General features: G+C 43.5%; 10 protein-coding genes. 4 read left to right on the top strand and 6 right to left on the bottom strand.

Annotated elements, in window-relative coordinates; genetic code table 11:
* Window positions 1-58: 58 nt before the first annotated feature.
* From ACZ5ZC_RS14055 to ACZ5ZC_RS14065, 3 genes are all read right to left on the bottom strand, one after another.
* Entirely contained in the window at window positions 59-571 is a 513-nt protein-coding gene (locus ACZ5ZC_RS14055) for a hypothetical protein (protein ID WP_012841922.1), read from the bottom strand.
* Between the two features lie 206 nt (window positions 572-777).
* Window positions 778-1,683, bottom strand: coding sequence for a LysO family transporter (locus ACZ5ZC_RS14060; RefSeq protein WP_047008634.1), 906 nt, complete (start codon window positions 1,681-1,683; stop codon window positions 778-780).
* A 152-nt stretch (window positions 1,684-1,835) separates the two neighbouring features.
* Window positions 1,836-2,756: an HDOD domain-containing protein gene (locus ACZ5ZC_RS14065; protein WP_005393212.1), complete on the bottom strand. Its 921-nt coding sequence runs from the start codon at window positions 2,754-2,756 to the stop codon at window positions 1,836-1,838.
* A gap of 369 nt (window positions 2,757-3,125) precedes the next feature.
* Between ACZ5ZC_RS14065 and ACZ5ZC_RS14070 the strand changes: the two genes are divergently transcribed.
* Window positions 3,126-3,713, top strand: coding sequence for a TfoX/Sxy family DNA transformation protein (locus tag ACZ5ZC_RS14070; protein ID WP_005393210.1), 588 nt, complete (start codon window positions 3,126-3,128; stop codon window positions 3,711-3,713).
* A 190-nt stretch (window positions 3,714-3,903) separates the two neighbouring features.
* On the opposite strand, the gene ACZ5ZC_RS14075 is transcribed toward ACZ5ZC_RS14070, so the two are convergent.
* The 3 genes from ACZ5ZC_RS14075 to ACZ5ZC_RS14085 form a co-directional block, all read right to left on the bottom strand.
* Complete coding sequence (locus ACZ5ZC_RS14075) at window positions 3,904-4,452, bottom strand: hypothetical protein (RefSeq protein WP_005393208.1); 549 nt, start codon at window positions 4,450-4,452, stop codon at window positions 3,904-3,906.
* Window positions 4,453-4,741: 289 nt separating this feature from the next.
* Window positions 4,742-5,239: a response regulator gene (locus ACZ5ZC_RS14080; protein WP_012841921.1), complete on the bottom strand. Its 498-nt coding sequence runs from the start codon at window positions 5,237-5,239 to the stop codon at window positions 4,742-4,744.
* Complete coding sequence (locus tag ACZ5ZC_RS14085; RefSeq protein WP_464931999.1) at window positions 5,236-7,176, bottom strand: ATP-binding protein; 1,941 nt, start codon at window positions 7,174-7,176, stop codon at window positions 5,236-5,238. The genes ACZ5ZC_RS14080 and ACZ5ZC_RS14085 overlap by 4 nt, the downstream gene beginning before the upstream one ends.
* 186 nt (window positions 7,177-7,362) lie before the next feature.
* Here ACZ5ZC_RS14085 and ACZ5ZC_RS14090 point away from each other — a divergent pair, with 186 nt between their 5' ends.
* The 3 genes from ACZ5ZC_RS14090 to ACZ5ZC_RS14100 all read left to right on the top strand — a co-directional run bounded on the left by ACZ5ZC_RS14090 (window position 7,363) and on the right by ACZ5ZC_RS14100 (window position 11,279).
* Complete coding sequence (locus tag ACZ5ZC_RS14090; RefSeq protein ID WP_005393205.1) at window positions 7,363-8,631, top strand: DUF945 family protein; 1,269 nt, start codon at window positions 7,363-7,365, stop codon at window positions 8,629-8,631.
* A 138-nt stretch (window positions 8,632-8,769) separates the two neighbouring features.
* Window positions 8,770-9,864 carry a 3-phosphoserine/phosphohydroxythreonine transaminase gene (gene serC, locus ACZ5ZC_RS14095; protein WP_005393203.1) on the top strand — a complete coding sequence of 365 codons (1,095 nt, stop codon included), beginning with the start codon at window positions 8,770-8,772 and terminating at the stop codon, window positions 9,862-9,864.
* 83 nt (window positions 9,865-9,947) lie between these two features.
* Window positions 9,948-11,279 carry a D-serine ammonia-lyase gene (locus tag ACZ5ZC_RS14100; protein ID WP_464932000.1) on the top strand — a complete coding sequence of 444 codons (1,332 nt, stop codon included), beginning with the start codon at window positions 9,948-9,950 and terminating at the stop codon, window positions 11,277-11,279.
* Window positions 11,280-11,301 lie beyond the last annotated feature (22 nt).

Genomic DNA, 11,301 nt, shown 5'->3' on the forward strand with positions numbered 1-11,301 from the left:
AATCGTTGATTTTAATGTGTTAAAACACTCGGCGTTTTCGAGCATCCTCAACGATTAATTAATCACACTTCTGCTTTTCAATCTTCTCTATTGACTGATTGTACTTATTAAGCGCGGTATCAATTTGTTGTGGATGGCTAAGCAGGTCGGCGAATGCTGAACGGAGTTCGTAGTTTTTTGGATGGTTAGTCGATTGACGGTCACTAAACGTTTGTTTTGCGACTTCACCTAACTTATCACTTCGGCTTGCTAGCTGCTTAACGTCGTGTTGTTCCAATTTTAGCCATGCTTCGATTGGCTGTTCTGTTGCAACACGGCTAGGATCGTTCTCTAGAAAATAGTGAACTGCTTCACGGTTTAATTCAAAGTGATGTTTACGGCCGTCCAAGAACCACTGGCTAACTTCTTTTAGATCTGGATACTGGGTAACCGTCAAATCAACAAGATCTTGATACCACTGTAGTGAGGCATCAACATAGCCGTCGTATTTGCTAGCAAGACATTGTTGATCTGCGGCAAACGTAAAAGTTGAGCTTGTAGCGAGGAGCGCTGCAACGACAAAGCGTTTCATTCTTCTTCCTTCTGGTTGTTATCCCTTTATTAACGCAAGGCACATAAGTTGATGTTTCACCCTTCTTTCTCTTTAGTCGTGATAAATCATTGGGCTAATTGATAAAAAGAAAGCGGATTATTGCCAAAATCTTGATCACTTTGACGTTAACTGGGTATTTGAATTTTTGCCGTATTGTAATGGATGTTAAAGCGAAAACCTGAGATCTAGCTAGCAAGTGATACAAAGAAAAGCATCATAACTGGTACCAGTAAACTCAAAATAAACCCACTAACGATGGCAACTGGGACACAACGCACACCACCTGTAGTCTGAATAACAGGTAGGGTAAAGTCCATTGCTGTTGCCCCTGCATAACCAATTGCTGTGCACGGATAGCTACGAATAAAGAGAGGAATGGCTACCAGCGCGACCAGCTCTCTCATCAATTCGATCAGGAAAGATGCCCCCCCAAACACGGGGCCAAAAGCGTCTCCCATCAAAATTCCTGCGAGTGAATACCAGCCAAAGCCTGAAGCCATCGCGAGGGCTTGATAGATAGGAAGGTCCAAAAGTATCGCTGCAATAACGCCACCAAGCATACATGTTGCGATCACAACTGCCGCAATGGCCATACCCTGTTTATTTAATAGAATTTGGCGAAGAGTAAGACCACTATTGCGAAGCTGAATACCAATAAAAAATAGGAGCAGGAAGAGTATCCATTCGCTCGCTGTATCCACCCAACTTAAATCGATGGGTAACAGCAGACCAACTACTAGCCCGCCACCAACGACAACAATCAGCTTTACTGATTCTAAAGCCATCGAGGATAGCGGCAGCTTCTTTTGATTCTGATTGGTCTGGAGAGGAATAATCCTATCGATAATAGGCAGCGCCAACAGATTACAGGTACTTAAACATAAAAAGAAAGTACTCGCATAGAGAAGAATACTTTGTAAGTTGCTACTTAAGTTATCGAGCGCTGCTAGGCTAAGTCCCATCAACGACAAAATGACGTAAATAAGGTAGGACGTTGATTGATTGATCTTCTCCAGTAACGAGGCTCGAGATATAGGAATTAGATACCCCACAACAAGTGGAGCGAAAATAAATAGCATCCCTGAGAACATAAAGCTCTATGATTCCTTTTTTGAGATAATACCAACACACATAAATCAAATTATTTATCGGTTGAAATTAGAGAGATATTTCACCAAATACCAAACGCTGCTCAGCCTTGAGCGAATCGTTTATCGCGAATTAGGTGTGAGAAAACGATAAATTACAAGCCGCTAGCACTTAGCACTGCACGTATTTGGTCATTGAAGTCAGTATCACTCATATTGCTGAGTTCATACAAGACCTCTGCACCTGTTAAGTTGAATTCAACTTCGTGTTCATCAATGCGTTCATCATGATTGCGGAACATCAATAGGTGATGCGCGATTCTTGCAATGTCTAAATAACTCACTTCCGGTCGCGTTTGCTCGTACTTCTCGTTTGAGGAGACCTCTCTAAAGTCATTGTCAAATCCCCAGCGCTCGAGCACCAGTTTGCTTGTTGCTGAACAACGAGTTTGGAAGATTTGCAACGCAATTTCAGGATCTAGGTAATTGCCTCTATCTAAGTACAGGTGGTACTCGTTAATTAGACAAAACAAACCGATATCGGCTAGCAGACCAACCAGCAATGCTTTTTCTTGCTCCAAGTGCCCATAAGTACCTGGCTCGTGTTTACGAAACGCTTGAACCAATATCACCATGACGGCACCGAGTTCTCGGGATACCGCTGCACTTTTCACCAAGATGGCATTACATTCTTTGGTTAAATTTACTGAATGTTTAAGTTGTTCAATCGCTTGTGCGGTAACAATATCACGCACGCGCAGTATACCAAGGCGAGATACCGCGGTAGTTAAGTCGTTGCAGGTAATGTTTCTGCGATTGAAAATTACAGAGTTTGCTACTCGCAGAACGACCGCCGCCAAGCCGGGATCTTCTAACAAACAGTTAGCAACATCTGAAATAGTGGTGTGTTCTTCGACACATAACTGCTGAATTTTAAGCACGACATCAGGAATAGGGGGTAATGAAATCTTACCCGTTGAGATGGACTGTTCTACCAGCTGAGCAAACTCGGATTCCAGTGCGTTTATAAGCTTATCTTTATTATTTGGCAGCCAAAAAAATGATAAATGTTCCATTGTGACGCTGTACTTGAGATCTTTCGTACAGTGTACCCTTACAGCGTATTCTTTATCAATTAAATGCGTATCACGTGCTCGTAATTGCCAGCGAGATCATAATGATGGCGTGTTTTGGGCATGCCGTGCGTCAAAAAAATATCACCACATGAATAATAAGTGTGAAACTAATCACGTATGCTGAATATATACTTTTTTATATGTGACCTATGTCCTAACTTATTTTTCAACGTTAAGTATGATTAAGCAAGTTGGTGAGCACAACTCACAAAAATATCGCCAACAAATCGACATTTATAATTCGCTATAAGCTGCTGTTTATCTGGTGACATCGCTAATCGGGGTAATTTATTCAGATTAAAGAGGTCAATGGACATGACAGACCAAGCTTTTTTTAAATATGTACGCAACTTTAGTGAGTATCAAAAACGTTCTATGTTCGGTGGTATCGGTTTATTCACCGATGATGCTATGTTTGCGCTTGTCAGCAATGATTGCTGCTACTTACGTGGTGGTAATGGATTGGACGAAGTGTTTACTCAACTGAATTGCGAAAAATATAAGCACGTCAAAAAACAGACGACGGCAACCGTAAATTATTATGACGTAACAGATTTGTTTGAATCCGGATATGCAGGACTCGATGAACTGGTACAAAAATCAATTGAATACTCAATTAAGGAACGAAAATATCAAAAGTCTTCTGCCAGTAGACGTTTGAGAGATCTGCCAAATATGCAGTTAACTCTTGAGCGAATGGTCAAGAAAGCAGGTGTTGATGACGTAGAAACCTTTTTAGAACTTGGACCTGTAAAAGTCTTCAACAAAGTTAAAGTGGCTTATGGCAATGACGTTGATGTTAAGTTGCTTTGGAAATTCGCTGGTGCCACTGACGGTGTTCATTGGAAACTGATTCAAGAGCCGCGTAAAAAGCAGTTACTGGCGCTGTGTGAGTAAGCAAGCTGAACGCACGATGATTGACTCGTTTTGATGGAGTTAGCGGGTCGTAAAGGCAAGTGTTGAAAGCGGAAAAAGGACATTGAAGTTTTTGACCACTTCATTGAGTTAGTCATTAGATTAGACAAAAAACCGAGGCATGGGCCTCGGTTTTTGTTTTTTAATTTGCTCTTTTCTTAAAGCACAAATCTTAAAACTTAAAACGCGTGGTGAACATTACCTGATCACCATAAAAGTCGTTGATACGCGCTTCAGCACCTAGAGAGAAAAGCTCAGTTGAGTGGAAACGAGCGTATGCTGCACCGGTCCAGTCGTCATCGTTATCAATAGAAACGTAGCCGACTTTGCCGCCTACTTCTAATTGAGGACCTAACCATTGACGAACACCTAAGTTCAGTTCCATACCTACGTCAGTGCTGCTATCGCTTGAAGGTTGTACAACGCGCATTAGCATTTCACCTGTAAGGTCAGCCCAGTTGTTTAGTGGCGAATGAAAGCCAAAACCAGCGGCTGAGTCAAAATCACTTTCAAACTCAGAGTCGATACGAGCAATAACATGTGCGTTAGGGTGAATTGATTTGCTGAATCCAGCACCAAATGTCACAGGACTTGCGCCAATACGTGCTTCGAAATAGTCGTAGCTAAAGTTGCTCATAGTTGCTGGCGCATTGCGGTCGTTTGCGGCTAGGGCATGGCTTGATGCCACTAGTAAGGCAGCGGCTAATAGTGTTTTACGCATAACTAACGATAAACCTTGTTCATTATTTCCATGGATTCAAGCAACCACTTGAACCGTAATCTGATTTGTCCGACATCATAATAAAAAGGAAGGTCCACGACCAACAAAAATGTGTCGATGTTTTGTCAATTAACTTAATAGTTAGTGGGTTTAAGCAAAAACTACGCCATATACATAACGTCTAAGAGCATCAATCGGATAAATAGTGATGCTTTTCCATACTCGCGCTATTGCGCGAAATAACGTGGATCAGCTGGCTTTGGTGACATTCAAGCTAGAGCCACGCATATTACTCGCCGAAGCTTGCTCTGCGTTCAGCCATGGCATTGAGGATCGCCTCAGAATCAAGGACTTGAGTCCAAGATAGTAAGTTATCATCATTTGCAATCATAAAAGCAGTAAGCTGAGACACGATTGCTTTTCTCAACTCTTCACCTCTCCATGGTTTGGCTATGTAATAGTCCAGACTTGCGTTATTGACGGCCTCAACGGTGTCTTCTAAGCCGGCTTGTCCTGTAAGTAAGACTTTGCGGGCCGCTTTTGTGTCACCATTTTGACTGAGTTCGATTAAGAAGCTAATCCCAGTTTGCTCCGGCATAATGTGGTCGCATAAAATGAGCGCAAGCTGAACTTCCTCTTCCGCCATCTCCTCGATCACTTGCCTTGCTTCAGTGACTGATTCCGCTCCCTCGACAATAAAATGTTCCTCAAAGGGAGCGAGATCCTGGAGCACGCTATCCAAGACTTCTCGTTCGTCATCGACACATAAAATTAAATACTTGGTCATATTTCATCTCCTTTTTCGATGACTGGTAACCAGACTGTCATTCGTGTGAACTTGTCGAGTTCTGATTCGACGTCAATCCATCCCTTATGTGCTGTCACGATTTGCTGGCAGATGGACAGCCCAATGCCTAAACCAAAGTTGCCTTCTTTTTTCGTCGTGAAGTTGAGCTCGAAAATGGCTTCTCTTTGCGATTCAGGAATGCCACACCCATTATCTTCAAACGAGATAACGGCGTAATGTGTATGATCTTTTTCTGCAAGACGTGTTTGTATTTTTAAAACGCCTTTTTCCGGAAATGCATCAATGGCGTTAGAGACCAAATTCGTCCATACCTGTTGGAGTGCGATTGGTTGACAAAGGATAGGAGGTAAATCCGCATAATCAGTGGAAACCTGATGCATTTTTAGTTTGTTTTCGAAGATCACCAAGGTGTCTTCAATACCTTCATGAATATCAGCATAGTGCTGGGCTTCATCATCTGAGCGTGCGTAACCTTTAAGGCTTTTCACCATATCTGCAATTCGCGCAGCACAGACGTTAATTGAGCGAAGAGTAGAACCTGCTTTGTGGTATTGCTCAAGAGTATCGAGAACATGAGAAGATACTTGCTGTTTTTTCGTTAGTTGAGTGAGTAACTCGTGATCTGACTCTAGACCAAGGTTCACCACTTTCTTTGCCAATGTTCGATCTGGAAGGGCATGATTAAGTGCTTTAATGCGTGATCTGAGCTCAGCGGTTGAAGCGGGTTTTACGGTTTGAGCTTTGCTCAACAACTCAATGCCTTTGGTTTGTATATCGGAACTGGGTACTTCGTTAAGTAATCTTTCTAGCGTATGCGTTAAATTCTCTACGCCCCTCAATATCGCTGCTATCGGATTATTTAGTTCATGCGCCACGCCCGCAACCAACTGGCCGAGCATCGCCATTTTTTCTCTTTCAATGAGTTGCTGGTGGGCAGACTCCAGCGATTCGAGCGTTTTTTGAAGTTGCAACTTGGTATTGATGCTTCTTTGTAATCGGCGGTTGAAGTGGCGTAAGAGCAAGTTTGTAAAAAGAGGCAGCAAGTTTGAGTCGCTTTGCATCACTTTATTGAATACGTTGCGATCGAGTTTGATGACCTCTGTCTTTGTCAGCGTTAGGGCTGTCGAGAAAGAACATTCTCCAGTAACAAACGACATACCTCCGACAATATTACCTTTATTATGGCGTACAACCTCTCGCTGCATGCCTTGCTCATCGCGCTTGTACAGAGCCACTTCACCATCGGTGATAAACCACAAGAAGCTATTTGGCTCGCCTTCTACGGTTAATAAGTGTTCAGGTGAGTATGTACGGCACGCTCTTGTTTCGTCGTTATCTTTGAAAAACTGCTGGAGAGCGGAGATCACTTGCTCGGCTAACTCAGCATCAGACATCGAGTGGTAGTCGTGTAAAAAGCCCGCTTGATAATGGCTCATCTGATTATTGATGTGCGCTCGCAACAAGCTGTGATGATCCAATATCTGACTGTAACTTAGCAGGTCTTCTTTACCGTTTCGCAATATAAATTGGGTCAGCTCTTTTTGCACTGTGTTAAATAAGACGTGATCTGGCAAAGGTTTAGTGAGGCAGTGGTCGAGCCTGCCCTCATTAACGGCAGTGAGAATTGCCTCTATATCAGACGAGCAGCTAATAAGAATTTTTCTTGCTTGCTCGGTATGCGGCATCCGGTCTAAACCAATAAGAAAATCCACGCCATTAAAATGAGCGTGATGGCTCGCTATGACTAAAGCAACAGTCTGTTCTCTTTCTTCTAGATACTCTAAAGCGCTTTGAGCCTCTTCTATCGACTCGACAGAAAAGATATCAAATTTACTTGAGAAGGCAGACAGCTCCAATCGAAATTGTTCAGCACTGATTGGGTTGTTGTCGAGACACAACACAGCATAACGATTCACAGATGTTTTAGCTCCGGTTAAAACTTCGCCACGCAAACTTTAACAATAAAAGGACATGATGAGTGGGAGCCAAGTATGATTCCTGATTAATGGACTAGAATAAGCATCAATAGTCTGATTTGTCTCAATGTTTTCTCTGCAGGTGGTTTGGGGTAGACTGACCGAAAATACCTAATAAGTGACGTTATGCAAAATCTTAAAAAAATCGGCGCCATTGGTGGTGCTATCTCATTAGCGCTGTGTTGGCCATTGGCTGTCGGACAAATTGGTCAGTCCATCATTGAAGATGGTATTACCAATATGAATGATGAAATGATTAAAGGCGAAGTGGTCGAGTATCAGCGTGGCTATTTGTCTTCAGTCGTGCTGACTCGTTATTCAGTTGTTGATCCTGAGCTTAAAACGCAGCTAGAGCGTGATGGTATGCCAACGACGTTTGACGTAACCAGCGATGTTAGCCACGGTCTAACAAGCCTAACAGCAGATTCAAAATTGGTGGACAATGACTTTTTGCCTCTCACGATGCACAGTCAGACTCAACTAAATGGCAACACGGCATTCACCCTTGACCTAGACAGTTGGCATTATCGTAACGAAGCGCAAGGTGTTTCTGTTTCTACAAGCCCTGCAAAAGTGACAGGGGATGTGACGGTATTGGGTGATCTCAATTACCAAGTTTCTGTTCCTTCTGTTCAAGTGGATTTTGAAAACGGTGAAGAGCTTCATCTGAATGCATTGACAGGTCAGGGTAAAGGTAAGCAAGCAAAAGGCTATTGGCTGGGTGAGCAATCTTTTTCTCTAGAGAAGCTGGATGTGGTTGATTCGAACTTAACGCCTGTCTTTTTGATTGAGAATGCAAGTTACCGCGGCAACACTACGATGAATGAGTCTGGTGATAAGCTGAACAGTCAGCTGAACCTAGATGCTAAGAAACTGCGTTTAACTGATGGTACGGATGTCGATAACTTTAAGTTGGATTTCTCAATTGCAGATGTGGATAGCCAGTCATTTGACCAAATTATGTCTATCTATCAAAGCTCTCCAATGTTAGACGAGCAGGAAATTGCGAGCTTATTGCCGCATGTTGACACGCTGTTTAGCAAAGGCTTTGATTTATCAGTGAATGAGCTTTCACTTGCGTTTGGTGACGGTAAGTTCCATAACGAGTGGCAATTATCCATTCCTGAAGGTACTGACCACATTACTCAAGACCCAATGAAGTTGATGACGGCGACTACTGGTGAGCTCAGCACTTACTTCTCTGACGAATTAGTGACGCACTACCCATTTATTCAAGAAGGAATTGATGAGCTGCTCATCATGGAGCTGATCGAGAAAGTTGAGGGCGGTTATCAACTCAAAGCAGAAATCGGTGAAGGCAAATTGAAGTTCGAAAATGGACATGAGTTCCCATTGGTGGCACTACTTATGCCTGCCTTGATGCAACAACAGTAGCCAAGTATTGTTGCGGAATTAATCCAATTTAACGCTTAGTCTTTAAAAAGAGGTCGTAAGACCTCTTTTCTTGTTTTTATCGCTGCGAAAACGTGATATTAATTTCGTAATATTTACATAGCAGGAGCAATGAGCATCATGGAACAAAATACGGACAACGTATTTAACTTCAGTGCAGGGCCAGCGGGTCTGCCGAAAGCAGTCATGCAGCAAGCACAACAGGAACTAATCGATTGGCAAGGCCTTGGTACTTCGGTCATGGAAATTAGCCATCGAAGCAAAGAGTTCATCAAAGTTGCAGAAGAAGCCGAGCAAGATTTACGAGATCTTCTGAATATTCCGGACAACTATAAAGTGCTGTTCTGCCAGGGTGGTGCTCGTGCTCAGTTTGCTGCTGTTCCTCTAAACCTACTTGGTGATGCCGAGACGGCAACTTACATCGACGGTGGTTATTGGGCTGAAAGTGCGGTAGCTGAAGCGAAAAAATACTGCGAACCAGACGTATTTGATGCAAAAACAGAAATTAACGGAAAAGTAGCCGTTCTACCTGCAAACGAATGGAAAATTGCTCCAGAAGCGGCTTACGTGCATTTCTGTCCAAATGAAACCATTGATGGTATCGAGATTAACGATCTTCCTGTCACTGACAAGCCAATCGTCGCTGACATGTCTTCGACGATTCTTTCTCGTGAGATTGATGTATCGAAATACGGTGTGATTTATGCGGGCGCTCAGAAAAACATTGGTCCTTCAGGCATTGCTATCGCTATCGTGCGCGATGACTTGTTAGGTATGGCGAAGCAGGTACTGCCAAGTATCTTGGATTACACTGTTCTGGCTGAAAAAGAATCAATGTTCAACACGCCACCAACCTTTGCATGGTACCTGTCTGGCCTAGTTTTCAAATGGTTAAAGGCGCAGGGTGGGGTAAAAGCGATCGAGCAAGTGAACCGCGCTAAAGCCGCACTACTGTATGATTACATCGACCAGTCTGATTTCTACCGTAATGGCGTGCACTCAGCAAACCGTTCTTTGATGAATGTGCCATTCCAACTTGCGAAACCTGAACTGGATGCGACGTTCCTTGAACTAGCAGATGCCAAAGGGCTGAAATCACTAAAAGGGCACCGAGCCGTTGGTGGTATGCGAGCTTCCATTTATAACGCCATGCCGCTAGAAGGTGTACAAGCGTTAGTCGATTTTATGCAAGAGTTTGAGAAAAACTACGCATAAAATCAAATTCACTGTTATTCATTAAAGCGTCGCAATTGCGGCGCTTTTGTTTATCTCAACTCACATCATTCCAGGAAGGTAAAATGACCAAGGCGAATATTGAAGCGCTGAGCAAGCAGTTCCCAATCTTGGCGCCACTTATCGATCTTAAGGAGGTTTGCTGGTTTAACCCAAACATAACCTCTTTAGCAGAAGGTTTGCGTTATGTGGGGCTAGATGAAAAAGATATTCAAGCTGCGAGTGAACGGCTTGCACGATTTGCGCCTTATTTGATGAAAGCGTTTCCCGAAACGGAAGCTTCGCATGGCATTATTGAGTCTTCTGTGGTGGATGTTCCCAAGATGAAAGTGCGTTTGGAGCAGCAATACGACACGCCAATATTGGGCCGTTTAATGCTCAAAAAAGACAGCCATCTGCCAATTTCTGGTTCTATCAAAGCGAGAGGTGGCATTTATGAAGTGCTCACCCATACAGAAAAGTTGGCGTTTGAAGCTGGCTTACTCTGCGAAACCGATGATTACAGCAAATTGTTCAGCAATGAGTTTCGGCAGTTTTTTAAGCAGTACAGTATTGCGGTTGGGTCAACGGGTAACCTCGGTATGTCCATTGGCATCATGAGTGCAAAGCTTGGTTTTTCAGTCTCGGTTCACATGTCTTCTGATGCGCGGGAGTGGAAGAAAAATAAGCTCCGATCACATGGCGTCAAAGTGGTGGAGTACCAGCAAGACTATGGTGTTGCCGTTGAGCAAGGTCGTAAAGAAGCAGAGCAAGATCCTAACTGCTTCTTTATTGATGATGAAAACTCGCAGACGTTGTTTCTAGGTTACTCTGTTGCGGGTGAGCGTCTTAAGCAGCAGTTTGATGACTTGGGAATTGTGGTTGATGAGCATCATCCGCTGTTTGTTTATCTACCCTGTGGTGTTGGCGGTGGGCCTGGTGGCGTGGCGTTTGGTTTGAAAGTCGCGTTTGGTGATCATGTTCATTGTATTTTCGCAGAGCCAACGCACTCTCCGTGCATGTTGTTGGGCGTACATACCGGCTTGCATGACGAGATTGCGGTACAAGATTTGGGTATCGACAACATGACCGCTGCTGATGGATTGGCAGTAGGGCGTGCGTCGGGCTTTGTCGGTAGAGCGATGGAAAGGCTAATTGATGGCTTTTACACCATTGATGATGCTCGTATGTATCACCACTTGGGTGAGTTAAGTGAACTAGAAGGCATTAATCTAGAGCCTTCTGCATTAGCCGGTATGGTTGGGGTAGTGCACGTCTCGAATAATCATGCTTATCAGTCTCGAATGCAATTTGACGAAGAAAAACTCAGAAACGCAACGCATCTTGTTTGGGCAACAGGTGGAGGCATGGTTCCGGAAGATGAAATGGCGGCTTATCTCAAAAAATCAGGTCGGTAAATCAGCCTTTTATACGTACTTA

It is taken from the genome of Vibrio sp. JCM 18905 (assembly GCF_055393305.1).

Excerpts from the sequence above, each read along its gene's own strand:
- ACZ5ZC_RS14090 (WP_005393205.1), top strand. The coding sequence starts at position 7,363 with ATGCAAAATCTTAAAAAAATCGGCGCCATTGGTGGTGCTATCTCATTA.
- ACZ5ZC_RS14070 (WP_005393210.1), top strand. The coding sequence starts at position 3,126 with ATGGACATGACAGACCAAGCTTTTTTTAAATATGTACGCAACTTTAGT.
- ACZ5ZC_RS14080 (WP_012841921.1), bottom strand. The coding sequence starts at position 5,239 with ATGACCAAGTATTTAATTTTATGTGTCGATGACGAACGAGAAGTCTTG.
- ACZ5ZC_RS14100 (WP_464932000.1), top strand. The coding sequence starts at position 9,948 with ATGACCAAGGCGAATATTGAAGCGCTGAGCAAGCAGTTCCCAATCTTG.
- ACZ5ZC_RS14060 (WP_047008634.1), bottom strand. The coding sequence starts at position 1,683 with ATGTTCTCAGGGATGCTATTTATTTTCGCTCCACTTGTTGTGGGGTAT.
- ACZ5ZC_RS14055 (WP_012841922.1), bottom strand. The coding sequence starts at position 571 with ATGAAACGCTTTGTCGTTGCAGCGCTCCTCGCTACAAGCTCAACTTTT.
- serC (WP_005393203.1), top strand. The coding sequence starts at position 8,770 with ATGGAACAAAATACGGACAACGTATTTAACTTCAGTGCAGGGCCAGCG.
- ACZ5ZC_RS14075 (WP_005393208.1), bottom strand. The coding sequence starts at position 4,452 with ATGCGTAAAACACTATTAGCCGCTGCCTTACTAGTGGCATCAAGCCAT.
- ACZ5ZC_RS14065 (WP_005393212.1), bottom strand. The coding sequence starts at position 2,756 with ATGGAACATTTATCATTTTTTTGGCTGCCAAATAATAAAGATAAGCTT.